The organism is Streptomyces sp. NPDC002698 (assembly GCF_042888945.1).
Taxonomy (GTDB): domain Bacteria; phylum Actinomycetota; class Actinomycetes; order Streptomycetales; family Streptomycetaceae; genus Streptomyces.
Genome location: NZ_JBIAQM010000028.1, coordinates 86,046 through 105,078, shown reverse-complemented (window position 1 = coordinate 105,078; position 19,033 = coordinate 86,046). Strand labels below are relative to the sequence as shown.

Below are 19,033 nucleotides of genomic sequence, written 5' to 3'. Positions count from 1 at the left end.
CTACTACCCCGTCCTCAACGCCAACAGCTGACCTCCTCCGCGGGGGGGGGGGGGGGGGGGGGGGGGGGGGGGGGGGGGGGGGGGGGGGGGGGGGGGGGGGGGGGGCGGGGGGGGGCGGGGGGGGGGGGGGGGGGGGGGGGGGGGGGGGGGGGGGGGGGGGGGGGGCGGGGCGCGGGGCCCCCCCCCCCCCCCCCCCCCCCCCCCCCCCCCCCCCCCCCCCCCCCCCCCCCCCGCTTCCACCCGGGCCCGCGGGCGCTCAGCCCACCGGCCGCGGCTGTGGCGCCGAGCTGTCCGCGGTGCTGCGCCCCGGCTGCCGCAACCGCAGGGCGACCGCGATCACCATGGAGATGCCGCCGGCCGTCGCGTGGGCGCCGTCGTAGCCCCAGGCGGCGACCACCACGGGTTCCGCCGTCATGACGCCATCTCCTCTCCGAGCGGCTGTGGATTGGGGACGACACCGCGGGACCCGGGCCGGTCCGGTGACTTGAGGAACAGGGCCAGCACGGCGGACGCCAGACCGATGGACCCGGCGAGCACGAAGGCGCCGCTGTAGTCCCACGCGCCGACGACGACCGCGCCCATGCCGGAGCCCACGAGGCCCGAGATCAGCTTCGAGCTGTAGACCATCCCGTAGTTGGAGGCGTTGTTGTTCTCGCCGAAGTAGTCCGCCGTCATGGCCGCGAACAGCGGGAAGATCGCGCCGCCGCCGAAGCCGGAGACCATGGAACAGAAGAGGAAGAACGGCATGCTGCCCATCTGGCCGGAGACCAGCACACCGAACTGGGCGGAACCCAGCACCAGACACACGATGATCAGCGTGTGGCGCCGTCCGACGCGGTCGGAGATCCAGCCGATGATCCCGCGCCCGGTGCCGTTGACGATGGCCTTCAGCGACATCGCCGTGGCCACGATCCCGCCCGCGAAGCCCATGTCCTTGCCGAACGGGACCTGGAAGGCGATGCCGAAGATGTTGATCCCGGCCGTGCACAGCAGACAGAACCACATCATCCACAGAACAGGGGTACGCGCGGCCTCCCTCGGGGTGTACTGCTTCACCGCCGGCGGGTTCTTCTCCAGCGCCCGCCGGACCTTCGGGTCGTCCGGCACCTTCAGCGGGTCCACGCCCGGCGGCCACCAGCCCTTCGGCGGGTCCTTGAAGAACCAGCCGGCCGCCGCGACCACCGCGCAGCAGAGCAGACCGACACCCACCAGGACACCCCGGTAGTTGCCCAGATCCATGTACGAGGTGAACAGGAAGACGAAGGGCACGGACCCGTAGGCGAAACCGCCGTTGACGAAGCCCGTCTTGCCGCCCTTGCGCTCCGGGTACCACTTGCCGACCATGTTCACGCAGGTCGCGTAGACGAGACCCGCCCCGATGCCGCTGCACATGCCGAAGCCGAGATAGGCGACCGTCACATGCGGCGCGAAGGCAAGGGACACATAGCCGAGCAGGGTGCCGAGCGCGCCCAGCAGCATCGCCGTACGGGCGGGGAGCCTGCCGCTCTCGCGCAGTTGCCCGGCCGGGAAGGCCACGGCCGCCTGGAAGAAGATCCAGACGCCCATCAGCCAGAAGATGTGCCCGCTGCTCCACAGATGAGCCTCGTGCAGTGTGTCCTCCGCCGACGTGAACGCGTACTCGGCGGAGCTGATGCCCATCATGCCCGCCCAGGGCAGGAAGACCATCCAGGCGCGTTTTCGGCCCATGATGTCGATGTCGGTCTCACCGACGCGGTACACGCGTCCGTTCCGGTCCCGCACCTCGCGATGTGGCACCGATGTCGAGTAGCCGGTGGTTGTCATGTCGATCGAGATCCCCTTGCGTCGAAAGATCTGGTCAGCGCCCCCTGCCACATGCCTTTCGTGCGCTCACGGGTCCCGGGGGCGGCCGACGCGCACCGTCGGCCGGCCCCCCGCGTCCTCAGGTCATGAACGACCCCCCAACAGCCCCGCCGCACGCGCCCAGCGGTACTTCGCGCCGAGGACGGCCACCGGCATCTCGGTCGTGTACGGGTAGGCCACGACCCCCCGCTCGTACAGGTACCGGCACGCCTCCTCGACCTCGACGTCGCCCGCGAGCGACGCCACCACGGGCTTCTCGATGCCGCGTTCGCGGAACTCGGCCACCACGCGCGCGGTGAGCTCGGCGAAGACCATGGGAGGGGTCACGACGGTGTGCCAGTAGCCGAGGACGAGCGCGTGGACGCGCGGGTCCTCCAGTCCGAGCCGGATCGTCGCCTCGTACGTCGACGGCGGCTCGCCGCCCGTGATGTCCACCGGGTTGCCCGCGGCCCCGAAGGGCGGGATGAACTCCCGGAAGGAGGCGTCGAGGTCCGGCGGGATCTCCATCAGGGACAGCCCGTTGTCGGTGACCGCGTCCGACAGCAGGACGCCGCTGCCGCCCGCTCCGGTGATGATCACGACGTTGTCGCCCCGGGGAGCGGGCAGCACCGGCAGGGCCCGCGCGTACTCCAGCATGTCGATCAGCCCGGGAGCCCTGATGACGCCGGCCTGCCTGAGGATGTCGTCGTACACGGCGTCGTCGCCGGCGAGCGCTCCGGTGTGCGAGCCCGCGGCCCGCGCGCCGGCGGCGGTCCGCCCGGCCTTCAGGACGACGACGGGCTTCTTCGGGACGGTGGCGCGGGCCGCCTCCACGAAGGCGCGGCCGTCCTTGAGGTCCTCCAGGTGCATCGCCACGCACCGGGTGTTCGGGTCCTCGCCGAACCAGGTGAGCAGGTCGTCCTCGTCCAGGTCCGCCTTGTTGCCGAGCCCCACGATCGCCGAGACCCCCGTCTTCGTGGTCCGGGCGAACCCCAGCACGGCCATGCCGATCCCACCGGACTGGGAGGAGAGCGCGACACCGCCCTTCACGTCGTAGGGCGTGCAGAACGTGGCGCACACGTCCTGCCAGGTCGAGTAGTAGCCGTAGATGTTCGGGCCGAGCAGCCGTATGCCGTACCGCTCGCCGATGGCCGTGATCTCGTCCTGGAGCGCCTGTTCACCGGTCTCCGCGAAGCCGGAGGGGATCAGGACCGCGTTGGGGATGCTCTTGCGTCCCGCCTCCTCCAGGACCCGGGCCACCGCCCGGGCCGGGACGGCGAAGACAGCGACGTCCACCTCGCCGGGAATGTCCGCGACGCTCGCGTAGGCCTTGCGTCCCTGGATGTCGTCGGCCCTGGGGTTCACCGGATGGATCTCGCCCGCGAAGCCGCCGTCAACGAGGTTCTTCAGCACCGCGTGGCCGATCTTGCCCGGGACGTCCGAGGCGCCGATCACGGCGATCGACCGCGGCCGCATCAGCCGGTCCATGGAGGCGAGGATCTCGTCCCGGGTGTACCGGCGCCGGCCGGCCGGAGGCCCCGCGCCGAGAATCACGCGGATGTCCGCCGCGATCGCGCCCCGCGGGCCGGCGATCACCGGGTTGAGGTCCACCTCGGCGATCTCGGGGAAGTCCGTGACGAGTTCGGAGACCCGGCGGATCTGTTCGGCGAGGGCCGACCGGTCCACCGCGGGCCCGCCGCGCACCCCGCGCAGGATCTGCGCCGCGCGGATCGAGTCGAGCATCGACAGCGCCTCGTCCGCGTCCACGGGAGCGAGCCTGAAGGTGACGTCCTTGAGCACCTCGACGAGCACACCGCCGAGTCCGAAGGCGACGACCTTGCCGAAGGTCGGGTCGGTCACCGCGCCGACGATGACCTCCTGTCCCGGCGGGATCAGCTCCTGCACCTGGACGCCGTCGACGCGAGCGCGGGCGTCGTACGCGCGGGCGTTGTCGACGATCGTCCGGAAGGCGGCCCGTACGTCCGCTTCCCCTTCGACCCCGACCAGCACACCGCCCGCGTCGGTCTTGTGCAGGATGTCGGGGGAGACGATCTTCATCACCACGGGGCCGCCGAGGCGTTCCGCGTGTGTGACCGCCTCGTCCTCGTCGCGGGCCAGTTCCTCGCCGGGTACGGCGATCCCGTAGGCGTCGGCGATCCGCTTGCCCTCCGGTGCCGTCAGCGCGGTGCGTCCCTGGCGCCGCACGCCGTCGAGGAGCGCCCGCACCCGGGCCACCCGGTCCTGATCCGCCATCTCAGATCACCCCGCCCGACTTGAGAAGCCGCAATTCCTCGTCGCCGAGGCCGAGTTCGCCGATGTAGATCTCCTCGTTGTGCTCACCGAGCAGCGGAGAGGCGGTGATGTCGACGGGGGAGTCGGAGAGCTTGAGCGGGCTGCCGACGGTGACGTAGGAGCCGCGCTCGGGGTGCTCGACCTCGACGACCATGTCGTTGGCGGCGAGCGAGGAGTCCTCGATGATCTCCTTGGTCGACAGGATCGGTCCGCACGGGATGCTCTCGGCGTTGAGCTTCTCCAGCACCTGCCATTTGGGCAACGTCGCGGTCCATTCCTCGATGAGCTGGAACATCTTGGCGAGCCTCGGCAGCCGGGCCCCCGGGGTGGCCCAGCCGGGGTCCTCGGCCAGTTCGGGCCGGCCGATCAGCCGGGTGATGGGTTCCCATCCGGCGGGCTGGACGATGACGTAGACGTAGTCGTTGGGGCCGCCGGGCGCGCACTTGACGGCCCAGCCGGGCTGGCCGCCCCCGGAGGCGTTGCCCGAGCGGGGGACCTCGTCGCCGAAGTCCTCGTTGGGGTACTCGGCGAGCGGTCCGTGGGCCAGGCGCTGCTGGTCGCGCAGCTTGACCCGGCAGAGGTTGAGGACGGCGTGCTGCATGGCCACGTTGACGCGCTGGCCGCGTCCGGTGCGGGTGCGCTGGAGGAGGGCCGCGAGGACGGCGGCGACGGCGTGGACGCCGGTGCCCGAGTCGCCGATCTGGGCGCCGGTGGCCATCGGCGGGCCGTCCTCGAATCCGGTGGTGGCCATGGAACCGCCCATGGCCTGCGCGACCACCTCGTACGCCTTGAAGTCGGTGTACGGGCCGTCCCCGAAACCCTTGATGGAGGCGTAGACGATCCGCGGGTTGATCTCGCGGATGCGGTCCCAGGTGAAGCCCATGCGGTCGATCGCGCCGGGACCGAAGTTCTCCACCATGACGTCGGAGCGGCGGATCAGCTCCGTCAGAAGCTGTTTGCCGCGCTCGGTCTTGGTGTTCAGGGTGATGCTGCGCTTGTTGCTGTTGAGCATGGTGAAGTAGAGGGAGTCGGCGTCCGGGATGTCCCGCAGCTGGGCGCGGGTGATGTCACCGGTCGGCGCCTCCAGTTTGACCACGTCGGCGCCGAGCCATGCCATCAACTGGGTCGCCGAGGGACCGGACTGAACGTGCGTCATGTCCAGGACCCGGATGCCTTCGAGAGCCTTGGTCGTCACAGGTCACCTCACTTGTCCGTTGCCTTGAGCCGCCCCGGTACGGCGGCGGTGGGCCAGGTTCGGCACATTGCATACAGTCGACGAATACTGTATGAAGATTGTTATCCCGCATCCGATGGGTGATGTCCAGGGGTCGTGCACCACTTTCAGGACGGAGCCGAAACGTGGACCTGTACGAACATCAGGCGCGGCAACTCTTCGAAGAACAGGGCATCTTGGTGCCGCGCGCCGAGGTCACCGACTCGCCCGGCCGGGCCCGCGACATCGCCCGCGGGCTCGGCGGCCGGGTCGTCGTCAAGGCCCAGGTGAGGACGGGCGGGCGCGGCAAGGCGGGGGGAGTGCGGCTCGCCGAGGACCCGGAAGCCGCCGAACGCACGGCGCGCGAGATGCTCGGCATGAACATCAAGGGCCACCCGGTCCGCACGCTGATGCTCGCCCGACCCGTCGACATCGAGAGCGAGTTCTACGTCTCGTACGTCCTCGACCGGGCCGCCGGACGCTTCCTCGCGATCGCCTCCGCCGAGGGCGGCACCGAGATCGAGGAGGTGGCCGCGCTCCGGCCGGAGGCGGTGGCGCGTGTCCCCGTGGACCCGGCGGAGGGCGTCACCCCTCGGAAGGCCGCCGAGATCGTCCGGGCGGCCGGACTGCCACCGCGCTCCGCCGACGTCCTCGTCCGGCTCTGGCGGGTGCTCGTCCGTGAGGACGCCCTCCTCGTCGAGGTGAACCCCCTCGTCCGCACCGTCCAGGGACAGCTCATGGCCCTGGACGGGAAGGTCACGCTCGACGGCAACGCCCGCTACCGCCAGGCGCGTCGGGACGGACAGGAGACCTCGCACGACGACCCGCTGGAGGCCGCGGCGGCCGCCAAGGGACTCAACTACGTCAAGCTGGACGGCGAGGTCGGTGTCATCGGCAACGGCGCGGGCCTCGTCATGTCGACGCTCGACGTCGTCGCCGGCAGTGGCGCCCGCCCCGCCAACTTCCTCGACATCGGCGGCGGGGCCTCCGCGCGGATCATGTCCGACGGACTGTCCGTCGTCCTGTCCGACCCCGGCGTCAGGTCCGTCCTCGTCAACGTCTTCGGCGGCATCACCGCATGCGACGCCGTCGCCGACGGCATCGTGCGGGCGCTGGACGCCGTACGGCCGACCAAACCGCTCGTGGTCCGGCTCGACGGCAACAACGCGGCCCGGGGCCGCGCCGTTCTCGCGGAGCGGGCGCACCCCCTGGTGCACCAGGCCGCCACCATGGACGCCGCCGCCCGCCTCGCCGCCCGACTGGCCCACATCAGCTGAAGGAGCGGGACATGGCCGTCTTTCTCACCGAGGAGTCCAGGATCCTCGTCCAGGGCATGACCGGCGCCGAGGGCATGCGGCACACCCGGCGCATGCTCGCCGCCGGCACGGACGTCGTCGGCGGCGTCAATCCGCGCAAGGCCGGCCTCGCCGTGGCGTTCGACGTCCCTGGCCCCGAGGGCCGGGGAACCGCTCCGCGGACCGTCCCCGTCTTCGGGTCGGTGCGCGAGGGGATCGAGGCGACGGGAGCCGATGTGAGCGTGGTGTTCGTGCCGCCCGCCTTCGCCCGTGCGGCCGTGCTGGAGGCCGCCGACGCCGGGATCGGGCTCGCCGTCGTCATCACCGAGGGCATCCCCGTCCACGACTCCGTCGCCTTCTGCGCGCACGCCGCCGACCGGGGCACCCGTGTCATCGGCCCGAACTGCCCCGGCATCATCTCCCCCGGACGGTCGAACGCGGGCATCGTCCCCGCGGACATCACCGGGCCCGGGAGCATCGGCCTGGTCTCCAAGTCCGGCACCCTCACCTACCAACTCATGCACGAACTCAGGGACATCGGCTTCTCGACCTGCGTGGGCATCGGCGGGGACCCCGTCGTCGGCACCTCGCACATCGACTGCCTCGCGGCCTTCGAGAAGGACCCCGACACCGAGCTGATCGTGCTCATCGGGGAGATCGGCGGCGACGCCGAGGAACGGGCGGCGGCGTACGTACGCGATCACGTCACCAAGCCCGTCGTCGGCTACATCGCCGGATTCACCGCCCCCGAGGGCCGGACCATGGGGCACGCCGGGGCCATCGTCTCCGGCTCCTCGGGTACCGCCCAGGCCAAGAAGAAGGCCCTGGAGGCGGCCGGGGTGCAGGTCGGCGACACCCCGACCGACACGGCACGGCTGGTCCTGGCGCGGCTGGCGGAGCGAGCGACCCCGAGTGACGTCACTCATAGTTGACGTGAGGTGACTGCCGGAAACCGGCGGACCTCAATACCTTCCCTGACGTACGCGACGACTGTTCGCGCCGGCCCGCGCGGCCCGCCGTTCCGGCCGGATCCGGGCCCCCGCCCCCGACTGTGCACCGAGAGCGGAGACACCCATGACAACCCACGACCCCACCCCTCCTGCCCCCACCCCTTCCACCCCCACGCCGCGCCATCGCGGCCCCCTCGCCCCCGCCCCCCTCGCCCCCGCCCCCCTCGTCCTCAAGTCCGGCACGTCCTGGGCCGACGCCTGGCGGCGGTCCCTCGCCGTCGCCCCCGAGGCGTTCCGCGACGACCGGGTGCTCAACCTCTGGAACTCCGGATGGCAGGCGGACGGCCGGGCACTGCCCGCCACCAGCCCCGTCGACGGCGGCCCCGTCGCGGGACCGCCCCGGCTCGACGGCGCCACCGCCCAGGCGGCCGTCCGCGCCTCGCTCGACCGGCACCGCGCCTGGCGCCATGTGCCCCTCGCCGAACGCCGGGCCCGCGTGGCGGCGACCCTCGACGCCCTCACCGAACACCGTGAACTGCTCGCCCTCCTGCTGGTCTGGGAGATCGGCAAGCCCTGGCGGCTGGCCCAGGCCGACGTGGACCGCGCGATCGACGGCGTGCGCTGGTACGTCGACGGCGTCGAGCCCATGGTGGAGGGCCGGGCCCCGCTCGACGGGCCCGTCTCCAACATCGCGAGCTGGAACTACCCGATGAGCGTTCTCGTCCACGCGATGCTGGTGCAGGCGCTGGCGGGCAACGCGGTCATCGCCAAGGCCCCGACCGACGGCGGTGTCGCGTGTCTGACGCTGGCCTGCGCGCTCGCCGTGCGCGAGGGCATCCCCCTCACCCTGGTCAGCGGCAGCGGGCGTGAGCTGTCGGAGGCGCTCGTGCGCGCGCCCGAGATCGGCTGCGTCTCCTTCGTCGGCGGCCGGGACACCGGCGCGGCGGTGGCCACCGCCGTCGCCGACCTCGGCAAGCGCCATGTCCTCGAACAGGAGGGGCTCAACACCTGGGGCGTCTGGAACTTCAGCGACTGGGACGCGCTGACGGCGGTCGTCCCCAAGCTCTTCGACTACGGCAAGCAGCGCTGCACCGCCTATCCGCGCTTTGTCGTCCAGCGCGCGCTGTTCGACGACTTCCTCGCCGCGTACCTCCCGGCCGTCCACACCCTGCGCACCGGCCACCCGCTCGCCGTCGAGCACCCCGACGACCCCCACCCCTCGCTGGACTTCGGCCCGCTCATCAACGCGGCCAAGGCCAAGGAGCTGAACGACCAGGTCACCGAGGCCATCGACCGGGGCGCGGTCCCGCTGTACCGCGGCAAGCCGTCCGACGCCCGCTTCCTGCCCGGCCAGGACACGGCGGCGTACGTCCAGCCCGTCACGCTCCTCAACCCGCCGCCCTCCTCTCCGCTGCATCACGCGGAACCCTTCGGACCGGTCGACACCATCGTCCTGGTCGACACCGAGGCCGAACTGCTCGCGGCGATGAACGCGTCGAACGGGGCGCTGGTCGCCACGCTGTCCACGGACGACGAGGCGACGTACACGCGGCTGGCCCCCCAGATCCGCGCGTTCAAGGTCGGTCACGGCAGGCCCCGCTCCCGTGGCGACCGCGACGAACTGTTCGGCGGCTTCGGCGCCTCGTGGCGCGGCGCGTTCGTGGGCGGGGAACTCCTGGTGCGAGCGGTGACCCGGGGCCCGGCGGGGGAGCGGCTGCCGGGGAACTTCCCGGAGTACCACTTGATGCCGTGAGCTCGGCCGGGTGATCGGGCGACCGGGTGTCCAGGTGTCCCCGTGTCCGGGTGGCGGGGTGAGTCCCGTCGGCCGGGCGCGGTCCCGGGGGTGAGCGGGGCGGCGTCCGTGTCGGGGGCCGCCCCCGCGCGGTTCGGTGCGCCGGGGCGGCTACCCGATGCCCTGCCGGTCCGGTCGCAGCGCGAAGGCGCGGTCCGAGGGCTCGGCGACCGAGCGCTCCACGGCCTCGACGAGCAGGACGCGGTGCCGGAGCAGGGGCTCACGGCGGTCCGCGGGAGCGATCGCGGCGAGATCGTCCAGGCCGGCGACGAGGCGCCGGGTGACCTGCGGAGTGCCCACCGCACAGCCCCGGATCTCCGCGAACCCGAGATCGACCAGCTCCGTCCAGCCCGGTACGGGCTGCACCAGCCGTACGTCCCCGTGCCGGTCCCGGTGGAGCGCCGCGTCGAGGGGCCGGCCGGCGACGGCGGCCAGGAACTGGACGATGCGGTCGATCGCCTGGACGGCCGTGGTCGGGTCGTTCACCGCGGCCGACAGCGCCCGCAGCCCGATGTCGGCCAGCTGGCGCATCCCGAACGCGAAGTCCTGGTGGAAGGTGCGCTCCACCCCGACCGACACGGTGCGGCTCAGGGGCCGCCGGCCCACGGGAGCGGGACCCCCGTGCACGGCGAACAGCGGTGTGCCCGGCACGACGAAGTCCCCGATCCGGGGGATCAGCCTCAGTACGACACCTTCCCGCCGGGCCGCCCGCACCAGCCGGGCGATGTTCACGTCCCGCAGAACGCCGGCCCGCCCGTGGTGGGCCACCTGGGCGGTCTCGGGCCCGAGCGCGTCCTCCTCGCCGGTCGAGCGGGCGACGGGCATGTGCGCGACGACCTTGAACGCCTCGTGGGTGATGCGGTCGATGACATGGCTGATGCGCATGAGCCGCAGGGTCTGGTTCACGTACAGCACGAAGAGCAGCAGGCTCAGCCCCAGCATCGCCAGCGTCAGAACCGACTGGATCAGCGGGATGGAGGTCACGTACCGCGCGTCGGCCTGCCCCTCGTACGAGGTCAGCACGAGGAGCGACAGCAGGAACGTGGCCAGGAACACGGCGAAGGTGGCCTTGGTGATCCGGCTCCGTACGAAGATCCGCACCACGCGCGGACTGAACTGCCCGCTCGCCATCTGCACGGCGACCAGCGAGATGCTGAAGACCACACCGATGAACGTCATCATCGCCGAGCTGACCACGGTCACCACGGCCTTCGCGTCGTCGGCCAGACGCAGCAGATCGTCCAGGGTGTCGTAGTCGCGCGCCTCGTGCAGCGAGCCGACGATCGCGGTGTCGGCCGCGGTCGCCGCCGCCCACACCACGAAGACCAGCAGCATGGCCGCGGTGGGCGCGAACCAGAACGTGTCCCGCAGATGTTCGCGCAACGGCGACAGCGTTCTCGGCCGCCGCCCTTCCCGCAGACCCCCGGTAGTCATCCAGTCACCCATGGTGCGACTGTAGGCGCACCCTCACCCGGCTCCGTGGACCCGCTCCGGAGCCCGGATACGCAGGTGAAAGGCACTCCGAAACCTTGGTATTGTTATCCATGTCGCCGCGGGGAACACCCTCGGCCAGGCGACAGACACCTTGTCCGGGTGGCGGAATGGCAGACGCGCTAGCTTGAGGTGCTAGTGCCCTTTATCGGGCGTGGGGGTTCAAGTCCCCCCTCGGACACTCTCTGTAGCGATACACGAACGAGGACCACGACCGTCAGGTCGAGGTCCTCGTCGCGTTTTCCTGGCTCGAGGACTTCCCGGGGTGAGGGCCGTCCGAGCGTCCTCGGCACCGCGGGCGGCGGCCGGTGGTGTGCCGGCCGCCGCCTGACGGAAGGGAATCGGACTCGCGTGCGCGAGTGGCGTGGCGTCAGTTCGAGGCGCTGCCCGAGACCCACTGGCTCCACGGCATGTTCCAGTCGCTGAGGCCGTTGTCCGGGGACACCGTGGCCTTGTCCGCGGAGTTCTTGACGATCACGACGTCACCGGTCATCGAGTTGTCGAAGAACCACGCGGCGGGCTGCTTGCCGTCGCCGGCGTTCCTGACGTCCTTCAGGCCCACGCAGCCGTGGCTGGTGTTGACCTTGCCGAAGACCGAGTCGCCGCCCCAGTAGTTGCCGTGGATGAACGTGCCCGAGGCGGTCAGGCGCATGGCGTGCGGTACGGCCTTGATGTCGTACGAGGGCTTGCCGTTCTTCTCCGTGAGGCCGACGGTCGCACCGTTCATGTGGATCTGCCGGTACTTCTCGGAGATGACCATCTGACCGTTGTACGTCGGGTGCTCGGCGCTGCCGGACGAGATCGGGATGGTCTTGATCGTCTTGCCGTCCCGCTTGACGGTCATCTGCTTCGTCTTGGCGTCGACGGTGCTGATCTGGCTCCGGCCGATCTTGAACGTGACCGTCTTCTCGACGCCGTCGAGGTTCATCCTGACGGTGACGGTGGAGCCGGGCTTCCAGTAGTGCTCGGGGCGGAAGTCCAGACGGCTGTTGTTGAGCCAGTGACCGACGACCTGCTCACCGCTGCTGGTGCTGACCTGGATCTTCGACTCCACGGCGGCCTTGTCGCCGATCGCCTTGTCGAAGTTGAAGGACACCGGCATGCCCACGCCGACGGTCGAGCCGTTCTCGGGGGAGAGGTGCCCGAGGAAGTCGTTGGCCGGGGAGACGGTGGAGACCGTGGCGTTCTCGGTGGCGGAGCGGCCCTTCGCGTCCTCGGCCTCCGCGGCGACCTGATACCGGGTGGCCTGCTTCAGCGGGCCGTTCGCCTTCCAGGACGTGCCGTCCGCGGCCAGGGTGCCCCGGACCTCGGTGCCGGTCGCGACGGCGGTCATGGTCACCTTGGTGAGTCTGCCGTCGCTGACGGTGACGTTCACGGGGTCGTTGACCCCGAGGCTGTGGACTCCTTGCCCGGGCGTGATCCTTATTCGGGCGTCGGAAACGTCTTGAGCGTCCGCCTGAGGCGACTGTGTCTGCGCCTCCGGGTGAGTCCCGGTGTCGTTGGTGGCCGCGTAGCTGGTACCGCCCAGCGCCGTGAGTGCGAGTGCTCCGGCCGTAGCCATCAGCCCGGTGCGTCGCTTGCTTACGGTGATCAAACGCTTCTCCCATGCCGCTGGTCGTTGAATCTCGGGCTGACCGCCAGGTGGGCCATCAACCCCAAAGAAGCATTTTTGCGCATTAGTCCGTTTTGAGGGGTGGATTGTGGTGGGTTTCACGCGTTGTGCGTGCGCCGCCGGAGCTCCTCCGGCCCGCCGTCAGGCCGCCGCTCCCGGCATCGGACCACCCGGCCGTGGCCTCACCTGTCGGAGATCCCGGAGAGCCATGCCGTGTCCTCCGGGCCGGGCGCTTCGGGGCCGGGTGCGGGCAGCCGGCGGACCTCGCCCGTGCGCAGGGCGATCGTGGCCCGCGGCCGCATCGGCCCGTGACCCCTGCGCGAGAGCAGGACCAGTTCCCAGACCGTCGCCGTCATGGTGTCGAGCCGGGCGGCGCAGTCGGCGCCTACGCGCCGCGGATCCCGGGTCCGGCCCAGGGACAGGTGTGGAGTGAAGTTCCTGGCGGGCCCGTCGCGGAGAGGGAACCGCTGCCGCAGTACGTGGTACAGGTCCGCCCAGGGTTCCTTGCCGGCCGCCGCCGGATCGAGCCACACGGTGGAGTACGCCCTGTGCCGGAAGGTCCGCACCCCGTCCAGCCGGGCGGTGAAGACCGGTGTCCCGGCCGTCGCCGCGGCGAGCAGCGGGGCGGCCCGATCGAAGTCGGACTCGGGCACGAAGGGGAAGAGCACGTTGACATGCGGCGGCCAGCGGTGGATCTGCGGATCGTATTCCCGGCGGATGTCCTGGATCGGCCGCCACAGCTCCGCGGGCGGGATCCAGGCCACCGCCGAGTGACGCATCTCGTCGCTGGTTCGCATCCCGTGTCCACTCCCGCCGTCACCGCTTCCTCCTCCAGGGTGCCGCGCGTCCGGCCTTCGGCGGTCGCCCCTCACGCGCCGCGCGCCACGCTCGGGTGCGGTGCGCGATGGAGCCGCCGACTCGCGGGGGCGCCTCGGCCCGGCGCCCGTGCGTGGAGGCCGCGGACGTCCTCGACGGCGTCATCGCCGCCGAACGGCGGGCCGGACCCGGTCGGCCGCTTCGCCCCGGGAACCCGGGACCGGCCTGTCCTGAGCCGCGCCCTCCGAGCAGGTCACTGATACTGAGAAAATGGGCAAACTTGGGCGAAACGTCCCAGCGAGTCGACGGGGCGACCGCGTTCCGCCGAAGGCCGGGCCGCCGGAAGCCGGCCCGGAAGCCCGTCGCCATTCCCGCGGTCGACGTCTGCTGCCGTTCCGGAAGCCGCGCAGCGTCGCCGGTCAGGTCTTCCTGCTGCAACTGGTGGTCATCCTGCTGCTCATCGCCACGGCGGTGGTGGTGCTCGTCATCCAGGACCGCAACCGCGCGATCCAGGAAGCCGGCGACCGGTCACTGGTGGCGGCCGAGTCGTTCGCGAACGCCCCGGGCACCGCGGAGGCGATGAAGAGCGACGACCCGACGGCGGAACTCCAGCCCCATGCCGAGGTGGTGCGCAAGAAGACCGGCGTCGACTACGTCGTGTGCCTGAGCCCCTACGGCTTCCGGTGGACCCACCCGGACCCGGACCAGATCGGGAAGCACGTCTCCACCGCCTACGGCCAGGCGCTCGGAGGCGAGCCCCACCAGACCACGTTCGACAGCAGTCTGGGGAAGGCGGTCGACTCGACGGTGGCCGTCTTCGACGAGAAGGGGAACGCGGTCGGCCTCGTCACCGTGGGGGTCACGGTCGACAAGGTGACCAGTGTGGTGCAGCGCCAACTGCCGGTGATCTTCGTCTCCGGCGGTGTCGCGCTGCTGCTGGCCGCGGGTGGGTCGGCACTGGTCAGCGGGCGTCTGCGGCGCCAGACCCGGGGCCTGGGGCCGGTGGAGATGACCCGTATGTACGAGCACCACGACGCGGTGCTGCACGCGGTCCGTGAAGGCGTGATCATTCTGGACGGTGACGGAAGGCTGCTGCTGGTCAACGACGAGGCGCGCCGGCTGCTCGCACTGCCGCCGGAGGTCGAGGGCAAGCCGGTCACCGGACTCGGGCTGAGCCCGGCCCTGGCCGCACTGCTGGGATCGGGCCGGGCGGCCACGGACAAGGTCTTCCTGGCCGGGGACACCCTGCTCGCGGTCAACGTGCGGCCGGTCGGCGCGAAGGCGGGCAGCGTGGCCACCCTGCGGGACACCACGGAGCTGCGCGCCCTCGCGGGCAGGGCGGACGTGGCGGGCGGACGCCTGCAACTGCTCTACGAGGCCAGCACGCGGATCGGTACCACCCTCGACATCAAGCGCACCGCCGAGGAACTGGCCGAGGTGGCGGTCCCGCGCTTCGCCGACTTCGCCACCGTCGAGCTGGGGGAGCCCGTGATGCGCGGTGGTGACCCGACGGGGACGAATATGGAAATGCGCCGCATCGTGGCCGAGGGCATCCGGGACGACGCGCCCCTTTACCCCATCGGGACGCGTATGCCCTACGTGCCCGACAACCCCGTGGCCATCGGTATGACCGCCGGCCGACCGGTCCTGGTGACGCAGCTCGCCTCGGCGGACGGATGGCGGGCCCAGGACCCGGAGCGGGCCCAGCAGGTCATCGAATACGGTATCCACTCCATGATCTCGGTGCCGCTCCGGGCCCGCGGCCAATTGCTGGGGGTCGTGGACTTCTGGCGCTCGGAGCAGGACCCCTTCGAGCCGGACGACCTGTCCCCCGCCGAGGAACTCGCCGCCCGGGCGGCCGTGTGCATCGACAACGCGCGCCGCTACACCCGCGAGCACACCACGGCCGTCACCCTCCAGCGCAGCCTGCTGCCCGGCATGCTCCCCGAGCTGTCCGCCCTGGAGGTCGGGCACCGTTACCTGCCCGCCCAGGCGGGGGTGGGCGGCGACTGGTACGACGTCATCCCGCTGCCGGGCGCCCGGGTGGCCCTGGTGGTCGGCGACGTCGTCGGACACGGTCTGCACGCCGCCGCGACGATGGGTCGCCTGAGGACCGCGGTGCACAACTTCGCCGCCCTGGACCTGCCGCCGGACGAGCTTCTCGCGCACCTGGACGACCTGATCGCCCGGATCGACCAGGACGCGGCGGCGGAGGGCAGCACCGAGGCCGTCACCGGTGCCACCTGCCTGTACGCGGTCTACGATCCGGTGACCGGGCGGTGTGTTCTCGCCCGCGCCGGTCATCCAGGTCCGGCGCTGGTCTCACCCGACGGCTCCGTGACCTTCCCCGACATCCCCGTCGCCCCGCCACTCGGCGTGGGAGGAGGCCTGCCGGTCGAGACGGCCGTACTCCGGCTGGCCGCCGGCAGCCAGCTCGTCCTTTACACCGACGGCCTGGTCGAGGCCCGCGGCCGCGACATCGACGTCGGGCTCGGCATGCTCAGGGAGGCGCTCGCGGAGACGGACGGCGACACCCCGGACGAAACCTGCCGGGCGGTGCTCGACGCGATGCTGCGCACCAGGTCGAGCGACGATGTCGCCCTGCTCGTCGCACGCACCCGGCTGCTCGACCCGGAGCAGGTCGCGGAATGGGAGGTGCCCGACGACCCCGCCGCCGTCCCCCGGATCCGCGCCGAGGCCACCCGCAGGCTGGAATCCTGGGGGCTCGGCGAGGCCGTCTTCACGACCGAGCTGATCCTCAGCGAACTGGTGACGAATGCCATCCGGTACGGAGGAAGCCCCATCAGTCTGCGGCTGCTGCGCGACCGCGACAGCCTGATCTGCGAGGTCGCCGACGGGACCAGCACCTCCCCGCACCTGCGCCGCGCGGCCTTCACCGACGAGGGGGGCCGTGGTCTGTTCCTCGTCGCGCAGATGTCCCGCCGCTGGGGGACCCGGTACACCGACCGAGGCAAGATCATCTGGGCCGAGCAGTCGCTCGACGCCGGAGCCGTAGGGGACCTGAGCGGTCTTCTGATGGCGGACCTGTGAGGCGGGACGGAGGGACGGAGACCGGACCGCCGCCCCGGGGCATGCGTACGCCCAAAGCGGTCAGGAGCTTTCGTCGACCGTGAAGTACGGGATCTTGGCCGGGTCCTGGCCGAAAGCGGCTCCGAGATAGACGGCCGACAGTTTGGTGAGCGTCCCGTCGTCGATCAGCTGCTTGATGATCCGGTCCAGCTCGTCCTTGTTGACCGACCCCTTCGGGTACAGGGCGCCGTAACCCTGGTCGGTCCTGTACTGGCCCACGAGGCGCACCTTGCCCTCCCGTTTCTGGGGGTACGCCAGCAGGATCGTGGTGTCGTGGACGACCGCGTCGATCCGCCCCTCCTCCAGCGCCGTGACCATGTCCGGGTCGTTGGGGAAGGAGGTGACGGGCTTGGTCGGCTTGAGGCGCTTCTCGACGAACTCCTCGCCCGTGGTGCCCTCGGCCACGCCGATGCGGACGTCACGGATGTTGTCCTCGTTGATCTTCTCGCCGTCCCTGATCAGCACTCCCAGGGTCGAGGAGAGGTAGGGCGGGGAGAACTCGGCGACCGTGCTCCGTTCCGGGGTGATCGTGATCTGCGCCAGGGCCAGGTCGAAGTCCTTGGTCTTGCCGGACACGACCTCCGGGAAGGGAGCGTTCTCCACCTTCACCCGGTCGAGTCCGGACCGGTACGCGATGTTGGCGGCCATGCAGTACTCGTAGCCGCTCTTGACGGAGTCCGGCGTGTCGCCGTTCCACCAGCCGGGTGCGGGCAGGGTCGTCTTGACCGTGAGGGCGCCCGCGGTCATGGGTGACAGGTGAAACTCCCCGTGACGTCCCGAGATCTCGCAGTCGCCGTAGCGGGCCTTCGGTGACTCCGACCCGCCCTGGTCACAAGCCGATGTCGCGACGATGAGCGCCACGCTGACAGCCAGAGAGACGGTCGCTGCCGCGGCGCGCATCATTGCACCTCCGGTAGGGGCATACTCCTTGATTCACCATAAATCACCCCGAACCATACGACTGCGGGAGCCACGTGGGAGGACTCCGGAGCGCGGGTCGGGTTCCCCTCTTCCGGCGGTGTCGCCGCGGCCGGCCGCGAGCGCGAGCCGTTCCGGCGGAGCCGTCTCCCGGCCGGGCCGTGTCCCGGCCGTGCCGCACCCGGTGTGATCGGCCGGGCGGCTTCCCGTGCCTCCCGGCCGTGAAACGTGACGTTAACCCTGGAAACAGTTTTGACATGAACACTTCCTTTAAGTGGTTGCCTGTTGTACCAAATGAGGGCCAGCTTTCCCGCTCAGGGAGGTCTCGTGAGACGCGTCAAACTGCTGTCAGCCCTTGCCACGTTCGGCCTCGCGATGATGTTCAGCCTGGCGCTGACCGGTCCGGCACATGCTGCCGGGCCGGCCTATGTCGCGCTGGGTGACTCGTACTCGGCAGGCAACGGCGCAGGAAACTACGACAGTTCGAGTGGAGGCTGCCACCGCAGTCTCAGCGCCTACCCCTATCTGTGGAAAAACGCCCACGCACCGTCCTCGTTCGCCGACACCTCCTGCTCGGGCGCGGTCACCACGGACGTGACGAACAGTCAGCTCGGCCCGCTGAGCTCCGCCACCGGGCTCGTCTCCCTCACCGTCGGCGGCAATGACGCCGGCTTCTCGGACGTCATGACCACCTGCGTGACCGGCTCCGACGCCAGCTGCGTCGCCCGGGTGAACCAGGCCGAGAGCTACGCCCGGAACACGCTCCCCGCCCGCCTCGACGCCACCTACGACGCCATCCGCGCCAAGGCACCGAACGCCAAGGTGGTCGTTCTCGGCTACCCGCGCATGTATACGCTCAACGTCTTCTGCGTCGGCCTCAGCAGTACCAAGCACAGCAAGATCGACGAGGCCGCTGACGTCCTCGACAGTGTCATCGCCGCCCGTGCCGCCGCCCACGGCTTCGTCTTCGGAGACGTCCGCACCACCTTCGGCGGCCATGAACTGTGCTCCAGCGACGACTGGCTGCACTCCCTGGTGGTCTCCCCGAGCTGGGAGTCGTACCACCCCACCGCCACCGGCCACGCCAGCGGCTACTACCCCGTCCTCAACGCCAACAGCTGACCTCCTCCGCGGGCGCGTCGCCCCGCCCTGACTCCAGGGCGGGGCGACGCGCCCGTTTCGTCTCGCCCGGGGGCGGTGGCGCGACTCGGCACGGTGGGATCCGGTCCTGGGCCCTGGCCGCCACCGCCCTCGGGCGCCCGGAGATCCCCGGCCGACCGGTCGAGTTCTTCATCGCCGCAAGCATCCTCGTCGGTGCCGTCCACGCGATCCGTCCGCTGTTCCCGGGCCGGGAAGCGGTGGTGGCGGGCGTCTTCGGCCTCGGCCGCGGCATGGCGTTCTCCTTCGTGCTCGCCGAGACGCATCTGTCCACCGGACAACTGGTGTTCAGCCTCTTCGGCTTCAACCTGGGCATCGAACTGGTCCAACTCCTGCTGGTCTGCTTGGCCCTGCCCGTGCTGCTGGTCGTCGCGCGGCTGCGGGTACAGCCCGCGCTCCGGGTGGGCGGCGCGCTGCTCACCGCCACGGCGGCGGTCGGCTGGCTGCTCGACCGGCTCGGCGTGCCCAACCCGGTCGCCCGGACGGCCGACAGCGCCGGATCGCACACCATGCTGATGCCGGCCGCCCTCGCGCTGACCGCGGTCGCCGCCATCGGCTGGGCGCTGTCCATACGGTGGCGCGCGC

At 71.0% G+C, this 19,033-nt stretch carries 13 protein-coding genes, 1 tRNA gene and 1 pseudogene; 7 read left to right on the top strand and 8 right to left on the bottom strand.

Annotation, left to right across the window (positions count from 1 at the left end; translation table 11 throughout):
- Positions 1-256: 256 nt before the first annotated feature.
- From ACFYW9_RS30490 to frc, 4 genes are all read right to left on the bottom strand, one after another.
- Positions 257-415 (bottom strand): hypothetical protein, encoded by a 159-nt coding sequence (locus ACFYW9_RS30490; protein WP_389157010.1) that lies wholly within the window; start codon positions 413-415, stop codon positions 257-259.
- Positions 412-1,803 (bottom strand): OFA family MFS transporter, encoded by a 1,392-nt coding sequence (locus ACFYW9_RS30485; protein WP_351862295.1) that lies wholly within the window; start codon positions 1,801-1,803, stop codon positions 412-414. Before ACFYW9_RS30485 ends, ACFYW9_RS30490 begins: the two co-directional genes overlap by 4 nt.
- Before the next feature lie 123 nt (positions 1,804-1,926).
- Positions 1,927-4,074 (bottom strand): acetate--CoA ligase family protein, encoded by a 2,148-nt coding sequence (locus ACFYW9_RS30480; protein ID WP_389157005.1) that lies wholly within the window; start codon positions 4,072-4,074, stop codon positions 1,927-1,929.
- 1 nt (position 4,075) lies between these two features.
- Positions 4,076-5,308, bottom strand: coding sequence for a formyl-CoA transferase (gene frc / locus ACFYW9_RS30475; RefSeq protein WP_389157002.1), 1,233 nt, complete (start codon positions 5,306-5,308; stop codon positions 4,076-4,078).
- 164 nt (positions 5,309-5,472) lie between these two features.
- Between frc and sucC the strand changes: the two genes are divergently transcribed.
- The 3 genes from sucC (at position 5,473) to ACFYW9_RS30460 (ending at position 9,324) form a co-directional block, all read left to right on the top strand.
- Positions 5,473-6,603 carry an ADP-forming succinate--CoA ligase subunit beta gene (gene sucC, locus ACFYW9_RS30470; RefSeq protein WP_389156999.1) on the top strand — a complete coding sequence of 377 codons (1,131 nt, stop codon included), beginning with the start codon at positions 5,473-5,475 and terminating at the stop codon, positions 6,601-6,603.
- An 11-nt stretch (positions 6,604-6,614) separates the two neighbouring features.
- Entirely contained in the window at positions 6,615-7,553 is a 939-nt protein-coding gene (gene sucD, locus ACFYW9_RS30465) for a succinate--CoA ligase subunit alpha (RefSeq protein WP_389156996.1), read from the top strand.
- Positions 7,554-7,695: 142 nt separating this feature from the next.
- Positions 7,696-9,324 (top strand): aldehyde dehydrogenase family protein, encoded by a 1,629-nt coding sequence (locus tag ACFYW9_RS30460; protein ID WP_389156993.1) that lies wholly within the window; start codon positions 7,696-7,698, stop codon positions 9,322-9,324.
- Positions 9,325-9,474: 150 nt separating this feature from the next.
- Here ACFYW9_RS30460 and ACFYW9_RS30455 read toward each other — a convergent pair whose 3' ends face one another.
- Positions 9,475-10,809 carry a DUF2254 domain-containing protein gene (locus ACFYW9_RS30455; RefSeq protein ID WP_351862301.1) on the bottom strand — a complete coding sequence of 445 codons (1,335 nt, stop codon included), beginning with the start codon at positions 10,807-10,809 and terminating at the stop codon, positions 9,475-9,477.
- A 141-nt stretch (positions 10,810-10,950) separates the two neighbouring features.
- On the opposite strand from ACFYW9_RS30455, the gene ACFYW9_RS30450 reads away from it, so the two are divergent.
- A tRNA-Leu gene (locus ACFYW9_RS30450) sits at positions 10,951-11,035 on the top strand.
- Positions 11,036-11,224: 189 nt separating this feature from the next.
- Here ACFYW9_RS30450 and ACFYW9_RS30445 read toward each other — a convergent pair.
- Complete coding sequence (locus tag ACFYW9_RS30445; protein WP_389156989.1) at positions 11,225-12,448, bottom strand: Ig-like domain-containing protein; 1,224 nt, start codon at positions 12,446-12,448, stop codon at positions 11,225-11,227.
- Positions 12,449-12,648: 200 nt separating this feature from the next.
- Positions 12,649-13,263: a 2'-5' RNA ligase family protein gene (locus ACFYW9_RS30440; RefSeq protein ID WP_389156986.1), complete on the bottom strand. Its 615-nt coding sequence runs from the start codon at positions 13,261-13,263 to the stop codon at positions 12,649-12,651.
- A 289-nt stretch (positions 13,264-13,552) separates the two neighbouring features.
- Between ACFYW9_RS30440 and ACFYW9_RS30435 the strand changes: the two genes are divergently transcribed.
- Positions 13,553-16,333 carry a SpoIIE family protein phosphatase gene (locus tag ACFYW9_RS30435; RefSeq protein WP_389156983.1) on the top strand — a complete coding sequence of 927 codons (2,781 nt, stop codon included), beginning with the start codon at positions 13,553-13,555 and terminating at the stop codon, positions 16,331-16,333.
- A gap of 60 nt (positions 16,334-16,393) precedes the next feature.
- Here the strand turns inward: ACFYW9_RS30435 and ACFYW9_RS30430 are convergent, their stop codons facing one another.
- Entirely contained in the window at positions 16,394-17,119 is a 726-nt protein-coding gene (locus ACFYW9_RS30430; RefSeq protein ID WP_389156980.1) for an ABC transporter substrate-binding protein, read from the bottom strand.
- Between the two features lie 498 nt (positions 17,120-17,617).
- Between ACFYW9_RS30430 and ACFYW9_RS30425 the strand changes: the two genes are divergently transcribed.
- Together ACFYW9_RS30425 and ACFYW9_RS30420 are read left to right on the top strand one after the other, a co-directional pair.
- Positions 17,618-18,412, top strand: a complete 795-nt coding sequence (locus ACFYW9_RS30425; protein WP_389156976.1) for an SGNH/GDSL hydrolase family protein — start codon at positions 17,618-17,620, stop codon at positions 18,410-18,412.
- Positions 18,295-18,813, top strand: a pseudogene (locus ACFYW9_RS30420) (HupE/UreJ family protein); the annotation flags it as partial. The gene ACFYW9_RS30425 and the pseudogene ACFYW9_RS30420, both read left to right, overlap by 118 nt.
- Positions 18,814-19,033: the final 220 nt, after the last annotated feature.